Consider the following 16,931-nt stretch of genomic DNA (forward strand, 5'->3'; position numbering starts at 1 on the left):
GCCGCCTGCCGGCACGTGTCACCGGGACGGGCCCCTCCCCCGGGGCAACAACCCTGGGGCAGGGCCCCTTCCCTTTTCCGAGGGTTACTCACTCCTTCGGGTGAGATCCGAAGGGGAGGCTCCCGCATCCCCCGCCCCGTCGGGAGAATCGACGCGGCCACAGGGGCGAGCCTGTGCGCCGCAGGGTCTTCGGGCGCTGGCGGGCCTCGGGAAGGGCCGTGGATGTTCCGTGACAGGTCATTGGTTGCCGAAGGCTCCTGGATGCGGCGGTCGGCTCCGTGGGCGCTGCCGGTCGGCTGGGGGGTCGTGGCCGTCGCGTGGCAGGTGTGGTGCCCGCTGGCGCGGGAGCCCGGGCCCGCGGTGCGCGGCGCGACCGGCGCGGTGTTCTTCGGCGTCGGCCTCGGGCTCGTGTACGGGGTGCGGCGGGGGCTCGCGCGGGAGCTGGCGCGGCTGCGGGTTGTCGCCGACGCCACCCAGCAGGTGCTGCTGCGCCCGCCGCCCGCGCGGCTCGACGGTCTCACGGTGGCGGCGGGACAGCTGTCGGCGTCGCGCGGGGCGGCGGTCGGCGGGGACCTGTACGAGGCGGTGGCCACGCCGTACGGGGTGCGGATCGTCATCGGGGACGTGCGGGGGCACGGGCTCGCCGCGCTCGGGGCGGTGGTGGCCGTGCTCGGCAGCTTCCGCGAGGCCGTCCACGACGAGCCCGAGCTCGCGGGCGTGCTGCGCCGGCTCGACCGGGCGCTCGGCCGGCACCTGTGCGAGCGGGCCCGGGAGGAGCACCCGGCGCGGGCCGGGCGGGCGCCCGAGCATCCGGCGGCCGAGGAGTTCGTGACCCTGCTGCTCCTGGAGATCCGTTCCGACGGGGCCGTCGACGTCCTCGACTGCGGTCACCCCGGCCCGTACCGGATCGGCGGCCGCCGGGTCGAGCCTGTGCCCGTCGGCGACCCGCTGCCGCCGCTCGGCGCCTTCCCGCTGCCCGCCGAGCTCGTGCCGTACCGCGCGCCCCGGCTGCTGCCCGGCGAGACGCTGGTCCTGCACACCGACGGCGCCGAGGAGGCCCGGGACGCCCGGGGCCGGTTCTTCCCGCTGGCCGCCGTGCTCGCCGGTGCGGCGTGCGAGCCGCCGGCCGTCGTCGTCCGTCGGGTGCAGGCCGCGCTGCTCCGCCACACGGGCGGCCGGCTCGCCGACGACGTCGCGCTGCTCGTCGTGCGCAACGACCGCGTCCGGGTACCGGCGCAGCCCGCCGAACCCGGGCTGCGCCGTACCCGGCCCACGCCCTCCCCGCACTGACGGGAGAAGGCGGTGACCGGCACCGTCCGCGCTGCCACGGAGTGTCGGGCAGATCGACAGCGCGGACGGCGCGCCGACCGGGCGGCCGCACTGTACGAGGGGGAGCCGGCGGCCCGGTCTTTCTCGCCCTTGCGGCGAGGGAGCCAAGTCAACCCGTACCGGGGTGATTTCGGCACCGTGCGCGGAGCGGAGAAACGAGTACTTCGTTCACACCCCGTGCGAAAGCGGCATTCACTAGTCTGAGCGCACCGAATCACCGCAGCCAGGAGCCACCGGATCGGTCCCATGCAGCCCAACGCCCTCCCCAACGCCCTGCTGGACGCCCTGCTCGTCGAGGCGGGCATCTCCCACGCCGGTCTCGCCGCCCGGGTGAACCAGGCGGGCCGCGCCAGGGGCCTCGCCCTGCGCTACGAACACACCGCCGTCGCCCGCTGGTTGAAGGGCCAGCGGCCGCGCGGCCAGGTGCCCGAGCTGATCTGCGAGGTGCTCGCCGGCCGGCTGCACCGCACGGTCACCCTCGACGACATCGGCCTCGGCGTGAGCGGTGCGAGCGGCGCGGCGGGCGCGGGCCTCCCGGCGCCCGGCACGCCGCTCTCCGGCTTCGTCGAGCGGGCCACCGCCCTGTGGCGCTCCGACGAGCAGCGGCGCCCGCACGTCCGCGGCGCGCCCGCGGTGACCGGCACCCCGGCCGTGCTGCCGGTGTGGGAGTGGGAGAACCCGCCGGAGGACAGTGATGTCTCGCGGGACGGCCTGACCCGGGTCTCCGCCGCCGACGTGTCCCTGCTGAGTGCGGCCCGGGCGCACTACGAGCAGATGTACCGCAAGGCCGGCGGCATGGCGACCGGCGCCCGGATCGTCGGCTTCCTCAACGCCGAGACCGCGCCGCTGCTGCGCGGCGGCTACGGGGACGCGCTCGGCCGGCGGCTGCACCGGGCGGCCGGCGGCCTGGTGGCGGTGGCCGGGATCTGCGCGTACGACTCCGATGTGCAGGGGCTCGCGCAACGCTACTTCCACCAGGCGCTGCGGCTCGCCAAGGCGAGCGGCGACCGGGGCCTCGGCGCCTATGTGGTGGCGCTGCTCGTCAACCAGTCGCTGTTCATGGGGGAGTACCGGCAGGCGGTGGCGTTCGCGGAGGCGGCGCTGCGCTCGGCGGGGCGGGAGATCACGCCCGCGCTCGCCGCCGATCTGACGGCGATGCAGGCGAAGGCGTACGCGCATCTGGGCGACGGGGCCGCGGCGCTCGGCTGCATCCTGCGGGCCGAGGCCGAGGCGGAGCGGATCCGGCCGGGCTGCGAACCGGCCGAGACCGGCTACGTCCAGCCCGGGCTCGTCAATGTGCAGGTCGCCGAGGCCCTCCTCAGTCTGGGTGAACTCGGCGCGGCCCACGAGCACGCGGCGGCGGCCGTCGGGACCCCGGCGCACGACCGGGGGCGGGTGCACCGGCTCGCGATGCTGTGCCGGATCGAGCTCCGGCAGGGCGAGCCGGACCGGGCCGCGGGCACGGCGGTGGAGATGACCGAGCGGGCGCGCGGGATGGAGTCGCGGCGGCTGCGGGACCGGTTGCGGCTGGTCCGGGAGGAGCTGCTGGCGAGCGGGGAGGCCCAGGCGCGCGAAGCGGCCGACATCGTCGGCGGTGCGCTGCGCGTGCCCCTGTGAGCGTGTCCTTGCGACCCGGGAACTGCTGCGATATTGCCACCAGGTAATCACCGACCAGTCGGAAGGTGGCAAGAACGTGCAGTGGACGAAATTAAGCGAACAATCCGTCTATGAGAACCGCTGGTTCCGGGTCAACCTCGCGGACGTCGAACTCCCCGACGGCCGGCGCCTCGACCACTATCTGATCCGGCTCCGCCCGGTCGCCGCCGCGACCGCCGTCAACGCCTCCGACGAGGTCCTGCTGCTCTGGCGCCATCGCTTCATCACCGACAGCTGGGGCTGGGAACTCGCCGCCGGCGTCGTCGAGGACGGCGAGGAGATCGAGGTCGCCGCCGCCCGCGAGATGGAGGAGGAGACCGGCTGGCGCCCGGGCCCGCTGCGCCCGCTGCTCACCGTCGAGCCGGAGGGCGGCCTCAGCGACGCCCGCCACCACCTCTACTGGAGCGAGGAGGCCCATTGGACCGGGCCGCCGCGCGACGCCTTCGAGTCCTCCCGCCTGGAGTGGGTCCCGCTCAAATCCGTCCCCGACCTGGTCGCCCGGGGGCAGGTACCCGCCGCCAACACCGCCGCGGGGCTGCTGATGCTGCACCACCTGCGGCTCGGCTGAGCCCGGAGCAGACCGCGCGCGGAAAAGCCGGACGGCCCGTACCTGTGCGGTGTACGGGCCGTCCGATCGGCACTCCCGGGGTCTCAGGAGTGGCGTGTGGGGGGGCGCCTCAGGAGTACGGGTAGAAGCCCGAGCCGGTCTTGCGGCCCAGACGGCCCGCGTCCACCATGCGCTGGAGCAGCGGAGGAGCGGCGTACAGCGGCTCCTTGTACTCGGCGTACATCGAGTCGGCGATCGACGCGATCGTGTCCAGACCGATCAGGTCCGAGAGCTTCAGCGGGCCCATCGGGTGGGCGCAGCCGAACTCCATGCCGTTGTCGATGTCCTCGCGGCTCGCGATGCCCGACTCGAACATCCGGATCGCGGAGAGCAGGTACGGCACGAGCAGCGCGTTCACCACGAAGCCCGAGCGGTCCTGCGCGCGGATCGCGTGCTTGCCGAGCACCTTCTCGGCGAACAGCTGCGCCCGGCTGATCGTGCCCTCGGAGGTGGTGAGGGCGGGGATCAGCTCGACGAGCTTCTGCACCGGCGCCGGGTTGAAGAAGTGGATGCCGATGACGTTGTCGGGGCGGGAGGTCGCCACGGCCAGCTTCACCAGCGGGATGGAGGAGGTGTTCGAGGCCAGGATGGCGTCCGGCCGGGTCACCACCTGGTCGAGCACCTGGAAGATCTCGGTCTTGACCTGCTCGTTCTCCACGACGGCCTCGATCACGAGGTCGCGGTCGGCGAACTCGCCCAGGTCGGTGGTGAAGCTGAGTCGGGCGAGCGCCTGGTCGCGCTCCTCCTCGCTGATCTTGCCGCGTTCGGCGGCCTTCGTGAGCGAGTTGGTCAGCCGCGTGCGGCCGAGCTCCAGTGCCTCGCCGGTGGTCTCGGCGACCTTCACCTCGAGCCCGCTGCGGGCACACACCTCCGCGATGCCCGCGCCCATCTGGCCGCAGCCCACCACTCCGACGCGCTCAATGTCGGCCATGGAGTCCGTCACCTCGTGCCTTTCGCTCTGTGCTGGCGGCGGGCCCGTGTGATTCCGGTGCGTCCGCCTCGACCCCACGACGTTACTCCCGACACGCCCGATGATCGATCGTTCTGGGGTGGGCATGCTGTCCGATGGGCTGTGACGTATCCGATAGCGAGGGGTGACAAATGCCGCGGATCGGGAGAAGAGGGTTTGTGACGGGGGCGGCGCTGGCCGCGTGGGGGATCGGGGCCGGTGACGCGGGGGCGGCGGGGGACGCGCTCGGGCCCGCGGGCGAGCCGGCGGGAGCGGGGGGCGCGGGGGACGTGCTCGGGCCCGCGTCCGGACCCGCGGGCGGGAGAACGGACGGCGTCCGCCGGGCGGAGGAGTTCCGGGGCATGTGGGTCGCGACGATCACCAACCGCGACTTCCCGTCCCGGCCGGGCCTCACGGCCGCCGAGCAGCGCGCCGAGCTGACCGGCCTGCTCGACCTCGCGGTCCGGCGCCGGATGACCGCGGTCGTCCTCCAGGTCCGGCCCTCCGCCGACGCCCTGTGGCCCTCCCCGTACGAGCCCTGGGCGCAGTGCCTCACCGGCGTCCAGGGCGCCGACCCGGGCTGGGACCCGCTCGGCACCGCCGTGGCCGAGGCGCACGCACGCGGCCTGGAGCTGCACGCCTGGTGCAACCCGTACCGGGTGGCCTCCCACTCCGACCCGTCACGGCTGGCCCCGGGCCACCCCGTGCGGCGCCACCCCGAGTGGGCCCTGGTCTACGACGGCAAGCTGCTCTACAACCCGGGTCTCCCCGAGGTCCGGCGCCATGTCCAGGACGCCATGCTCGACGCCGTACGCCGCTACGACATCGACGCGCTGCACTGGGACGACTACTTCTACCCGTATCCGGTCGCCGGGCAGACCATCGCCGACGACGACGCGTACGCGCGCTACGGGGCGGGGTTCGCGGACCGGGCGGCCTGGCGGCGGAACAACGTCGACCTGCTGGTGCGGGAGACGGCGGCCCGGATCAAGGAGGTGAAGCCCTCGGTCGCCTTCGGGATCAGCCCGTTCGGGATCTGGCGCAACGCAGGCACCGATCCGGAGGGCTCGGACACCCGCGGCGGGCAGAGCTACGACGACCTCTACGCCGACACCCGTCGCTGGATCCGCGAGGGCTGGCTCGACCACGTGATCCCGCAGCTCTACTGGCACATCGGCTTCGACGCCTGTGACTACGCCAAGCTCGTGCCCTGGTGGGACGCGGTGGTCCGGGGCACCGGCGTACGGCTCTACCTCGGCGAGGCGCTCTACAAGGTGGGCGACCCGGCGCAGCCGGCCGCCTGGCAGGACCCGGCGGAGCTGGCCCGGCACGTGCGGCTCGCCCGGACGTACGCCACCGTCGGCGGGCACTGCTACTTCGCGGCCCGCGAGGTCGCGAAGGATCCGCTGGGCGCGCTGACGTCCGCCGTGGACGCCTAGCCCGAGGGATGCGGCCGTGCCGCGGCGCCGCCTCGGCGTCGGGACCGCCGGGGGCTACTGGCCCCCGGCCTGCGGACGGTGGCGGACGGTGGTGTCGGGGCCCGGCAGCACCACGGCCTCGTGGCCGTCGTCGTCGAACTTCACGCGGAACGGGGGATTGCCGTTCTCGCCCATGACCTGAACGACCTCGGCGGTACGTTCGTGCTGGCCGACCGTACGGCCGTGCACCACCAGCCTGTCGCCCTTGGACGCACGCATGGGTGACCTCCTCGCGCCTGGGCCTGCCCTACTCGGAGTCTACGTCTGCCATTGTGACGTCCGTCTCAGCTCTTCGCCCGCTGGGTCACCGCGATGCAGACCAGGACGCCGACGGCCGCGAGCGGTGCGGCGGGCGCCAGGTCCTCGCCGAGCACGGTCACCGACCAGACGAGGGTCATCAGCGGCTGGGCGAGCTGCAACTGGCTGGCGCGCGGAATGCCGATCGCGGCCATGCCCCGGTACCAGACGTACAGGCCGAAGAAGGTCGAGCCGGCCGCCACCCACAGCAGCCCGACGACGCCGTGCGCGGTGAAGTGCACCGGCTCGTGCGCGAGGGCCACGACCGCGGCCGCCGCCATCAGCGGCAGGCACAGCACCAGCGCCCAGCCGATCACCTGCCAGCCCGGCATGAGCTTTGCGAGCCGCCCGCCCTCGGTGTACCCGGCGGCGCACACCAGCAGGGCGCCGAAGAGGTACAGGTCGCCGGTCGACAGCGCGCCACCGCTCTGCTGGAGGGTGAAGGCGAGCACCACGACCGCGCCGGAGACGGCCGCGACCCAGAACGTACGGGACGGGCGCCGGCCGGTCCGGATCGCGGCGAACGTCGCCGTGGTGAGCGGCAGCAGGCCGACGACCACGGCGGCGTGCGAGGTGGTCGAGGTCTGCAGCGCCAGCGTCGTCAGCAGCGGGAAGCCCACCACGACCCCGCCGCCGACGACGGCGAGCCCGGCCCAGTGGCGGCGCTCCGGCAGCGGCACCCGGCCCGCCAGCAGGAAGGCGCCCGCGATGAGCGCGGCGAGCACCGAGCGGACGGCGACCAGGGACCAGGGGCCGAAGCTCTCCAGACCCCACACCGTGGACGGGAAGGTGAGGGAGAAGCAGATCACGCCGAGCGCGGCGAGCAGGGTGCCCGTGTTCACGGCGGGGCGGGTGCCGGTAGCGGTGACCGCTATCGTGCTCGGGCTGGTAGCGCTATTCTGTGCTGTCATGCAACAGCGTAGCAGCGTCGATGAACTGACGGAATTGCTGAAAGCGGAACTCAACCGCTACTCACCTGGTGAGAAGCTGCCGTCGAGTCGCGCCCTCGTCGAGCGCCACCACGTCTCCCCGGTCACCGTCACCCGCGCCCTCGCCCAGCTCGCCGCCGAGGGCCTCGTCGTCACCCGCCCCGGCGCCGGCGCCTACCGCGCCGAGACCCGCACCGCCACGCCTCCCACCGGCGACACCTCCTGGCAGCAGCTCGCCCTCAGCGCCGACACCGGGGCGGGCGGCGACGCCGTCCCGCGCGCCGTCGACGCCTCCGGCCTCCTCGTCACCCTCGCCACGCCCCCGACCGGCGTCATCGAGTTCAACGGCGGCTACCTCCACCCCACCCTCCAGCCCGAACGCGCCCTCGCCGCCGCCCTCGCCCGGGCCGGCCGCCGCCCCGGCGCCTGGGGCCGCCCGCCCGCCGACGGACTGCCCGAACTGCGCGCCTGGTTCGCCCGCGAGATCGGCGGCGGCGTGACCGCCGCAGAGGTCCTCGTCACCGCCGGCGGCCAGTCCGCCCTCACCACCGCCCTGCGCGCGCTCGGCGCGCCCGGCACCCCCGTCCTCGTCGAATCGCCCACCTACCCCGGCATGCTGGCCGTCGCCCGCGCCGCCGGCCTGCGGCCCGTGCCGGTCCCCACCGACGCCGACGGCATCCGCCCCGACCTCCTCGAAGCCGCCTTCCGCGCCACCGGCGCGCGCGTCGTCGTCTGCCAGCCGCTCTTCCAGAACCCCACCGGCGCCGCGCTCTCCGTCGAGCGGCGGGCCGCCGTCGTCCGCATCGCCCGCGCCGCGGGCGCCTTCGTCGTCGAGGACGACTTCGCCCGCCGCCTCGTCCACGAGGACTCCGACCCGCTGCCACCGACCCTCGCCGCTGACGACCCCGACGGCGTCGTCGTCCACGTCTGCTCGCTCACCAAGATCACCTCCGCGAGCCTCCGCGTCGGCGCGCTCGCCGCCCGCGGCCCCGTCCTCGAACGGCTCCGCGCCATCCAGATCGTCGACAGCTTCTTCGTGCCACGGCCGCTCCAGGAGACCGCCCTCGAACTCGTCGGCTCGCCGGCCTGGAGCCGCCATCTGCGGGCCGTCTCCCAGGAACTGAAGAGCCGCCGCGACACCATGACCGCCGCCGTCGCCCGCCACCTCCCCGAACTCGCCCTGCCCCACGTCCCCTCCGGCGGCTACCACCTCTGGCTCCGCCTCCCCGACACCCTCCCCGAAGCCGCCCTCCTCCCCACCGCCCTGCGCACCGGCGTCGCCGTCGCACCCGGCCGCCCCTACTTCGCCGCCGAGCCGCCCGCCGGCCACATCCGGCTGAGTTTCGCGGGTGTCGCGGGCCCGGCGGAGATCGTCGAGGGCGTACGGAGGCTGCGGACCGCCATCGACGAGCTGGTGGGGTGAGGGACACCGACGTCCACGGCGGCCGAGGAAAGACCCGATTCACGCCACGGCGGAATCCGGACAAGTGGACGGCACTCGGGCAGCGAGGGGCGCCTGACCCGGACGACCCCGCCGACACCCCTTGACCAGCGGCGCCACCGGCCTCACGATCCCGCCATGGGTCTTCGGGTCACGCTGGTCGCGGCGGCACGCAGCTCCTCCCTGCTCGCCGAACGCTTCGACGACGACCGGCCGCTCGACGAGGCCGGCTGGTACGAGGTGCAGCTCGCCGCGCCCCGGCTGATCCCGCTCGGCGCCGCCGAGCTCCGCTACTGCTCCCCGACGCCCCGCAGCCGCGCCACCGGCACCGCCCTCGGCTACGCACCGCTCGCCCAGCCGGCCCTGCGCGACTGCGACATGGGCCGCTGGCGCGGCCTCACCCTCGCCGACGTAGCCGCCCTCGAACCCGCCGCCGTCGACACCTGGCTCAGCGACCCGCGCACCGCCCCGCACGGCGGCGAGACGCTGCTCTCCTTCATCACGCGCGTGGGCGGCTGGCTCGACACCCGCCCCGCCGACGACGGCGTCGCCATCGTGGCCGTCGCCGAGCCGGCGGTGGTCCGGGCCGCCCTCGTCTACGCGCTGAAGGCCCCGCCGGCGACGTACTGGAACGTGGACGTCCGCCCGCTGTCGACGGTCACGCTGACGGGGCGCCCGGGCGTGTGGCACCTGCAGCTGGCGGCGGCGGTGGGGTGAGGCGGGCGCCTCCGCCCCGCTGCCCGCTCGCACCACGACGGCGCCGCACCCGCCGTTCCCACCGCACCGGCCGTTCCCACCGCACCGCCGTTCCCACCGCACCGGCTAGCCTGGTGCGCACGATGAACCGTCTGACCACGTCATGGGGCACCTTCCCGCTCACCCGCCACCCGGCCGACCCGCGCGACCCCTTGCGGGCCTGGGACGCGGCCGACGAGTACCTCCTCGGCCACCTCGCCGAGACCGGTACCGACCTCTCCGGCACCGTCGTGGTCGTCGGCGACCGCTGGGGCGCGCTCGCCACCGCGCTCGCGGCGGCCGGCGCCGGTGAGCCGGTGCAGATCTCCGACTCGTACCTCGGCCGCACCGCCACCGCCGAGAACCTGGCCCGCTCGGGGGCCGCCCCCGACGCAGTGCGCCTGCTGACGACGCAGGACCCGCCGCCCGAGCGCGTCGACGTGCTCCTCGTCCGCGTCCCGAAGAGCCTCGCGCTCCTGGAGGACCAGCTGCACCGGCTCGCCCCGGCCGTGCACGAGGGAACGGTGATCTTCGGCACCGGGATGGTGAAGGAGATCCACACCTCCACCCTCAGCCTGTTCGAGACGATCCTCGGCCCGACCCGGACCTCCCTCGCCGTGAAGAAGGCCCGGCTGATCCACACGACACCGGACCCGGCTCGCGTACGGGACGCCAATCCGTGGCCCCACGCGTACGAGCTGCCCGCCGACGCCCCGGGCCGGCTCGCCGGGCGGACCGTCGTCAACCAGGCCGGCGTCTTCTGCGCCGACCGCCTCGACATCGGCACGCGGTTCTTCCTGCAGCACCTGCCGACCGGTCTCGGTGCCGCCCGGGTCGTCGACCTCGGCTGCGGCAACGGCGTCGTCGGCCTCGCCGTCGCGCTCGCCGAGCCCGACGCGGAGCTGGTCTTCACCGACGAGTCGTACCAGGCCGTCGCCTCGGCCGAGGAGAACTTCCGCCACCACGCGGGGGAGGGGCGCAAGGCCGAGTTCCAGGTGGGCGACGGCCTCGCCGACGCGCCGCCCGGCTCCGTGGACCTGGTGCTCAACAATCCGCCCTTCCACAGCCACCAGGCCACCACCGACCGCACCGCCCGCCGGATGTTCGCCGACGCCCGCCGGGCCCTGCGGCCCGGCGGGGAGCTGTGGGTGGTCGGCAACCGGCACCTCGGCTACCACGTCACCCTGCGGCGGATCTTCGGGAACAGCGAACTCGTCGCGAGCGACCCAAAGTTCGTGATCCTCAAAGCCGTGAAGCGATAGCTACGCCAGGGACACCAGGTCCCGATAGCCCTCGTTCCACAGGTCCTCCTCCGCCTCCGGCAGCACGAGCACCCGCTCCGGACGCAGCGCGTCGATCGCGCCCTCGTCGTGCGTGACCATGACGATCGCGCCCGGGTACGTGCCGACGGCCGCCAGGACCTCGTCGCGCGAGGCCGGGTCCAGGTTGTTCGTCGGCTCGTCGAGGAGCAGGACGTTCGCGCCCGAGTGGACCAGGCCCGCGAGCGCCAGCCGGGTCTTCTCGCCGCCCGACAGGACCCCGGCCGGTTTGTCGGCGTCGTCGCCCCGGAACAGGAACGCGCCGAGGACGCGGCGGACCTCGCCGTCGGTCAGGTGCGGGGCGGCGGCGGCCAGGTTCTCCCGGACCGTGCGCGACGGGTCGAGCGTCTCGTGCTCCTGCGCGAAGTAGCCGAGCCGCAGCCCGTGCCCGTGGACCACGCGGCCCGCGTCCGGCGTCTCCTGCCCGGCCAGCAGGCGCAGCAGCGTCGTCTTGCCCGCGCCGTTGAGCCCGAGCACGACGAGCCGGCTGCCCCGGTCCACCGCCAGGTCCACCCCGTCCAGGACCGGCCGCCCGCCCCCGTACCCCTTGGTCAGCGACACCGCGCCCAGCGGCGTACGGCCGCACGGCGCCGGCTCCGGGAGGCGGATGCGGGCCACCTGCTCGGTGCGCCGGACCGCCTCCAGGCCGTCCAGGAGCCGGTCGGCGCGGCGCGCCATGCTGCGCGCGGTGACCGAGGTCGACGTGCGGGCCTTCATCTTCTCCGCCTGTGCGTGCAGCGCCGCCGCCTTGCGTTCGGCGTTGGCGCGCTCGCGGGTGCGGCGCCGCTCGTCCGCGTCCCGCTGGGTGAGGTACGCGGCCCAGCCGGTGTTGTGGACGTCGACCGTCGCGCGCTGCGGATCGAGGTGGAAGACCCGGTTGACGGTGGCTTCGATCAGGTCCAGGTCATGGCTGATGAGCACAAGCCCGCCCTGGTGGGAGGCGAGATGACCGCGCAGCCAGGCCACCGAGTCCGCGTCCAGGTGGTTCGTCGGCTCGTCGAGCAGCAGCGTGCCCTCCCGGCCGTGGCCCGCGAACAGGATCCGGGCGAGCTCGACCCGGCGCTTCTGCCCGCCGGACAGCGTGCCGACGGGCCGGCCCATCACCTCGGCCGGCAGCCCGAGGCCCGCGGCCACCCGCGCCGCCTCGGCCTCCGCCGCGTACCCGCCGCACGCCTCGAACGCGGCCTCGGCCCGCGCGTACGCCGCCAAGGCCTTGTCGTCGGCTGCCGCGGCGAGCCGGTCGGCGGCCTCGTGCAGCCGCCGCACGGCCATGTCCATCCCCCGCGCGGACAGGATCCGGTCGGTGACGGAGAGGGAGGGGTCGGCGGCGCGCGAGTCCTGCGCCAGATGCGCGACGGGACCGGTGCGCGTCACGCGCCCGGCGGCCGGCGCACGCAGCCCGGCCAGGGTGTGCAGCAGGGTGGTCTTGCCGGCCCCGTTGCGGCCGACGAGGCCGATCCGGTCGCCTGGCGCGACGGTGAAGGAGATCTCGGACAGCAGGAGACGGGCGCCGACGCGCACGTCGACACCACGGATGGTGATCATAGGATGACGCTCCGAACAAGCTTGAGGACACACGGGTGGCGTGGAAGCGGGTCCTGTGGCTAGGAGATTCGGGGCGTAGACATGGCACCGAGGGTACGGGGGAGCGGCGGGCGGCGCAGGCGATTTTTCGCCGGCACTGGGCTCGGCCTCCGCGCCACCCCGCGGGCGCGGCGGGCCGGGGCGGTGGGTCGTCGATCCGTCGACGCCGCCGCCCGGCGGCACGTGACAACGCGGGCTTTGCATAAAACTGCGAGAGCTCGTATAGTCATGCCATCTATGAGGAGGGTTTCGATGACGGTACGAGCAGCAGTCGCGGGCGCGAGCGGATACGCGGGCGGAGAGCTCCTGCGCCTCCTCCTCGCCCACCCCGAGGTCGAGATCGGCACCCTGACCGGTCACTCCAACGCCGGTCAGCGGCTCGGCGGCCTCCAGCCGCACCTGCTGCCGCTCGCCGACCGGGTGCTCACCGAGACCACCCCCGAGGCCCTCGCCGGCCACGACGTCGTCTTCCTCGCCCTGCCGCACGGACAGTCCGCCGCCGTCGCCGAGCAGCTCGGCCCGGACGTCCTCGTCGTCGACATGGGTGCCGACTTCCGGCTCAGGGACGCGGCCGACTGGGAGGCCTTCTACGGCTCCCCGCACGCCGGCACCTGGCCCTACGGCCTCCCCGAACTGCCGGGTGCCCGCGCCGCGCTGGAGGGGTCCAAGCGCATCGCGGTGCCCGGTTGCTACCCCACCGCCGTGTCGCTCGCGCTCTTCCCGGCGTACGCGGCCGGGCTCGCCGAGCCCGAGGCCGTGATCGTCGCCGCCTCCGGCACCTCCGGCGCCGGCAAGGCCGCCAAGCCCCATCTGCTCGGCAGCGAGGTCATGGGCAACATGTCCCCGTACGGCGTCGGCGGCGGCCACCGGCACACCCCCGAGATGATCCAGAACCTCAGCGGGGCGGCGGGCGAGCGGGTCACCGTGTCCTTCACGCCCACCCTCGCGCCCATGCCCCGCGGCATCCTCGCCACCTGCTCGGCCACCGCCAGGCCCGGCGTCACCGCCGAGAGCCTGCGCGCCGCGTACCAGAAGGCGTACGCCGACGAGGCGTTCGTCCACCTCCTGCCCGAGGACCAGTGGCCGGCCACGGCCTCCGTCTACGGTTCCAACGCCGTTCACCTGCAGGTCGCGTACGACGAGGTGGCCAACCGGATCATCGTGATCAGCGCCATCGACAACCTCACCAAGGGCACCGCCGGCGGCGCGGTGCAGAGCATGAACATCGCCCTCGGACTCCCCGAGGGCACGGGACTCTCCACGATTGGAGTCGCTCCATGAGCGTCACCGCAGCGAAGGGATTCACGGCCGCGGGCATCGCGGCCGGGATCAAGCAGAACGGCAACCCGGACCTGGCCCTCGTGGTCAACACCGGGCCGCGCCGCGCCGCCGCGGGAGTCTTCACCTCCAACCGCGTCAAGGCCGCCCCGGTCCTCTGGTCCCAGCAGGTCCTCGCGGACGGCGAGTTGACCGCCGTCGTCCTCAACTCCGGCGGCGCCAACGCCTGCACCGGCCCGCAGGGCTTCCAGGACGCCCACGCCACCGCCGAGAAGGTCGCCGAGGTCCTCACCAAGGCCGGCCGTGAGACGGGCGCCGGCGAGGTCGCCGTCGCCTCCACCGGGCTCATCGGCATCCTGCTGCCCATGGACAAGCTGCTGCCGGGCGTCGAGCAGGCCGCGGCCGAGCTCTCCGAGCACGGCGGCGAGAAGGCCGCCATCGCCATCAAGACCACCGACACCGTCCACAAGACGTCGGTGGTCCAGAGGGACGGCTGGACCGTCGGCGGCATGGCCAAGGGCGCGGGCATGCTCGCCCCCGGCCTCGCCACCATGCTCGTCGTCCTCACCACCGACGCCGACGTCGACGCCCCCGGCCTCGACGCCGCCCTGCGCCACGCCACCCGGCTCACCTTCGACCGGGTCGACTCCGACGGCTGCATGTCCACCAACGACACCGTGCTGCTCCTCGCCTCCGGCGCCGCCGGTGTCACCCCGGCGCAGGACGAGTTCGCCCAGGCCGTCCAGGAGGTCTGCGCCGACCTCGCCCGCCAGCTCATCGGCGACGCCGAGGGCGCCAGCAAGGACATCCGGATCGAGGTGATCAACGCGGCCACCGAGGACGACGCCGTCGAGGTCGGCCGGTCCATCGCCCGCAACAATCTGCTCAAGTGCGCCATCCACGGCGAGGACCCCAACTGGGGCCGGGTGCTCTCCGCCATCGGCACCACCTCCGCGGCCTTCGAGCCCGACAGCCTCAACGTCGCCATCAACGGCGTCTGGGTCTGCCGGAACGGCTCCGTCGGCGAGGACCGCGAGCTGGTCGACATGCGCTACCGGGAGGTCGTCATCACCGCCGACCTCGCCGCCGGCTCCGAGGCCGCAGTCATCTGGGCCAACGACCTCACCGCCGACTACGTCCACGAGAACAGCGCCTACTCGTCATGAGCGATCCCAAGAACCCCGGCGCGAACCCGGCCGCCCGCAAGCACACCGCCCTTCCCAAGGCGCAGACCCTCATCGAGGCGCTGCCCTGGCTCACCCGCCACCACGGCAAGACCGTCGTCATCAAGTTCGGCGGCAACGCCATGATCGACGAGGACCTCAAGGCCGCCTTCGCCCAGGACGTCGTCTTCCTGCGCCACGCCGGCCTCAAGCCGGTCGTCGTGCACGGCGGCGGCCCGCAGATCAGTGCCGCACTCGACCGGCACGGCATCGTCAGCGAATTCAAGGCCGGCCTGCGCGTTACCACCGAGGAGGCCATGGACGTCGTGCGGATGGTGCTCGCCGGGCAGGTCCAGCGCGAGCTGGTCAACCTGCTGAACCAGCACGGTCCGCTCGCCGTCGGCCTCACCGGCGAGGACGCCCACACCATCACCGCCGTCAAGCACCTGCCGGAGATCGACGGCGAGACCGTCGACATCGGCCGGGTCGGCGAGATCACCGACATCGACACCGGCGCCATCGAGGCCCTGCTCGCCGACGGACGCATCCCCGTCGTCTCCTCGATCGCCCGCTCCCAGGACGACGACCATGTCTACAACGTCAATGCTGATACGGCGGCTGCGGCACTCGCTGCTGCGCTGGGCGCCGAGACACTGATGGTGCTGACCGACGTCGAGGGCCTCTACGAGGACTGGCCGAACAGCGACGAGGTCATCAGCCGGCTCACCGCGAGCCAGCTGGAGAAGCTGCTGCCCGAGCTCTCCAGCGGCATGGTCCCCAAGATGGAGGGCTGCCTGCACGCCGTCCGCAACGGCGTGAACACCGCCCGGGTCATCGACGGCCGGGTGCAGCACTCGATCCTGCTGGAGATCTTCACCGACGAGGGCATCGGCACGATGGTCGTGCCGGACGGGACCACGGACGGGGTCACGGACGGGACCACGGACGGGACCAAGGGGGACGCGAAATGAGCAACCAGGACCTGACCCAGCGGTGGCAGGGCTCGCTGATGGACAACTACGGCACGCCCCGGCTGCCGCTCGTCCGCGGCGAGGGCGCCAAGGTCTGGGACGCCGACGGCAACGAGTACCTCGACTTCGTGGGCGGCATCGCCGTCAACGCCCTCGGCCACGCCCACCCGGCCGTCGTCGACGCCGTGTCGCGGCAGATCGCCTCCCTCGGCCACGTCTCCAACCTCTTCGTCGCCGAACCCCCGGTCGCGCTCGCCGAGAAGCTGCTCCAGCTCTTCGGCCGGCCCGGCAAGGTGTTCTTCTGCAACTCCGGCGCCGAGGCCAACGAGGCCGCCTTCAAGCTCGGCCGGCTCACCGGCCGCCGGCACATGGTCGCCACCACCGGCGGCTTCCACGGCCGGACCATGGGCGCCCTCGCGCTCACCGGCCAGCCCGGCAAGCAGGGCCCGTTCCTGCCGCTGCCCGGCGACGTCACACACGTGCCGTACGGGGACGTCGACGCCCTGCGCGCCGCCGTCACCGAGGAGACCGCCTTCGTCATCATCGAGCCCGTGCAGGGCGAGAACGGCGTCGTCGTCCCGCCCGCCGGCTACCTCAAGGCCGCCCGCGAGATCACCCGCGCCACCGGCACCCTGCTCGTCCTCGACGAGGTGCAGACCGGCATCGGCCGCTGCGGCACCTGGTTCGAGCACCAGGCCCACGAGGGCGTCGACCCCGACATCGTCACCCTCGCCAAGGGCCTCGGCGGCGGCCTCCCGCTCGGCGCGACCGTCGCCTTCGGTCCGGCCGCCGAACTGTTCACGCCCGGCCACCACGGCACCACCTTCGGCGGCAACCCGGTCGCCTGCGCCGCCGGACTCGCCGTCCTCGACACCCTCGGCGGCGACGCCGTCCTCGACGAGGTGAAGCGGCTCGGCGAGAAACTGCGCGACGGAATCGAGGGTCTCGGCCACCCGTTGGTCTCCCATGTCCGTGGCTCGGGTCTGCTCCTGGGTATCGTGCTCACCGAGTCCCTCGCGCCGCAGGTGCAGCAGGCGGCTCAGGACGCCGGTCTCCTGGTGAACGCGCCCGCCCCCGATGTCGTACGGCTCATGCCGCCGCTGATCGTCGGAGACGAGGTGGTGGACGCCTTCCTGCGGGCCCTGCCCGGCGTCCTCGACGTGGTGAACGGGGAAGGACGAACCGGAGAATGAGA

Annotated in this window: 15 protein-coding genes; 11 read left to right on the forward strand and 4 right to left on the reverse strand. The window is 73.8% G+C overall.

Annotation, left to right across the window (positions count from 1 at the left end; all coding sequences use genetic code 11):
• Positions 1-261 precede the first annotated feature (261 nt).
• The 3 genes from ACWEJX_RS25120 to ACWEJX_RS25130 all read left to right on the forward strand — a co-directional run bounded on the left by ACWEJX_RS25120 (position 262) and on the right by ACWEJX_RS25130 (position 3,553).
• Positions 262-1,290 carry a PP2C family protein-serine/threonine phosphatase gene (locus ACWEJX_RS25120; RefSeq protein ID WP_451609660.1) on the forward strand — a complete coding sequence of 343 codons (1,029 nt, stop codon included), beginning with the start codon at positions 262-264 and terminating at the stop codon, positions 1,288-1,290.
• A gap of 285 nt (positions 1,291-1,575) precedes the next feature.
• Positions 1,576-2,946, forward strand: a complete 1,371-nt coding sequence (locus ACWEJX_RS25125) for a transcriptional regulator (RefSeq protein ID WP_451609661.1) — start codon at positions 1,576-1,578, stop codon at positions 2,944-2,946.
• A 76-nt stretch (positions 2,947-3,022) separates the two neighbouring features.
• Positions 3,023-3,553 (forward strand): NUDIX hydrolase, encoded by a 531-nt coding sequence (locus ACWEJX_RS25130; protein WP_451609662.1) that lies wholly within the window; start codon positions 3,023-3,025, stop codon positions 3,551-3,553.
• Between the two features lie 109 nt (positions 3,554-3,662).
• On the opposite strand, the gene ACWEJX_RS25135 is transcribed toward ACWEJX_RS25130, so the two are convergent.
• Positions 3,663-4,523, reverse strand: a complete 861-nt coding sequence (locus tag ACWEJX_RS25135) for a 3-hydroxybutyryl-CoA dehydrogenase (protein WP_403796974.1) — start codon at positions 4,521-4,523, stop codon at positions 3,663-3,665.
• Between the two features lie 170 nt (positions 4,524-4,693).
• Here ACWEJX_RS25135 and ACWEJX_RS25140 point away from each other — a divergent pair, with 170 nt between their 5' ends.
• The gene (locus ACWEJX_RS25140; protein ID WP_451609663.1) at positions 4,694-5,980 is read left to right on the forward strand and encodes a glycoside hydrolase family 10 protein; all 1,287 of its coding nucleotides are present in this window, start codon (positions 4,694-4,696) and stop codon (positions 5,978-5,980) included.
• A gap of 54 nt (positions 5,981-6,034) precedes the next feature.
• Here the strand turns inward: ACWEJX_RS25140 and ACWEJX_RS25145 are convergent, their stop codons facing one another.
• On the reverse strand, positions 6,035-6,238 hold the full coding sequence (locus ACWEJX_RS25145; RefSeq protein WP_403796970.1) for a DUF1918 domain-containing protein: 204 nt from the start codon (positions 6,236-6,238) through the stop codon (positions 6,035-6,037).
• A gap of 65 nt (positions 6,239-6,303) precedes the next feature.
• Positions 6,304-7,227, reverse strand: a complete 924-nt coding sequence (locus ACWEJX_RS25150) for a DMT family transporter (RefSeq protein ID WP_451609664.1) — start codon at positions 7,225-7,227, stop codon at positions 6,304-6,306.
• Between ACWEJX_RS25150 and ACWEJX_RS25155 the strand changes: the two genes are divergently transcribed.
• The 3 genes from ACWEJX_RS25155 (at position 7,226) to ACWEJX_RS25165 (ending at position 10,683) form a co-directional block, all read left to right on the forward strand.
• The gene (locus ACWEJX_RS25155) at positions 7,226-8,668 is read left to right on the forward strand and encodes an aminotransferase-like domain-containing protein (protein WP_451609665.1); all 1,443 of its coding nucleotides are present in this window, start codon (positions 7,226-7,228) and stop codon (positions 8,666-8,668) included. The genes ACWEJX_RS25150 and ACWEJX_RS25155 overlap by 2 nt on opposite strands.
• 156 nt (positions 8,669-8,824) lie before the next feature.
• Complete coding sequence (locus tag ACWEJX_RS25160) at positions 8,825-9,403, forward strand: histidine phosphatase family protein (RefSeq protein WP_451609666.1); 579 nt, start codon at positions 8,825-8,827, stop codon at positions 9,401-9,403.
• A 122-nt stretch (positions 9,404-9,525) separates the two neighbouring features.
• On the forward strand, positions 9,526-10,683 hold the full coding sequence (locus tag ACWEJX_RS25165) for a methyltransferase (RefSeq protein ID WP_451609667.1): 1,158 nt from the start codon (positions 9,526-9,528) through the stop codon (positions 10,681-10,683).
• Here ACWEJX_RS25165 and ACWEJX_RS25170 read toward each other — a convergent pair whose 3' ends face one another.
• Complete coding sequence (locus ACWEJX_RS25170; RefSeq protein ID WP_451609668.1) at positions 10,684-12,285, reverse strand: ABC-F family ATP-binding cassette domain-containing protein; 1,602 nt, start codon at positions 12,283-12,285, stop codon at positions 10,684-10,686. It abuts the gene before it with no gap.
• A gap of 291 nt (positions 12,286-12,576) precedes the next feature.
• Between ACWEJX_RS25170 and argC the strand changes: the two genes are divergently transcribed.
• From argC to ACWEJX_RS25190, 4 genes are read left to right on the forward strand one after another with little or no spacing between them, the layout of a single operon-like run.
• Positions 12,577-13,605, forward strand: coding sequence for an N-acetyl-gamma-glutamyl-phosphate reductase (argC, locus tag ACWEJX_RS25175; RefSeq protein WP_451609669.1), 1,029 nt, complete (start codon positions 12,577-12,579; stop codon positions 13,603-13,605).
• Entirely contained in the window at positions 13,602-14,768 is a 1,167-nt protein-coding gene (gene argJ / locus ACWEJX_RS25180; RefSeq protein ID WP_451609670.1) for a bifunctional glutamate N-acetyltransferase/amino-acid acetyltransferase ArgJ, read from the forward strand. Before argC ends, argJ begins: the two co-directional genes overlap by 4 nt.
• A complete protein-coding gene (gene argB / locus ACWEJX_RS25185; protein ID WP_451609671.1) occupies positions 14,765-15,736 on the forward strand; it encodes an acetylglutamate kinase in 972 nt (323 codons plus the stop codon). The genes argJ and argB overlap by 4 nt, the downstream gene beginning before the upstream one ends.
• Positions 15,733-16,929: an acetylornithine transaminase gene (locus ACWEJX_RS25190; protein WP_451609672.1), complete on the forward strand. Its 1,197-nt coding sequence runs from the start codon at positions 15,733-15,735 to the stop codon at positions 16,927-16,929. The genes argB and ACWEJX_RS25190 overlap by 4 nt, the downstream gene beginning before the upstream one ends.
• The last annotated feature ends 2 nt before the right edge of the window (positions 16,930-16,931 follow it).

The sequence above is a fragment of the Streptomyces sp. NPDC004788 genome, assembly GCF_053601115.1.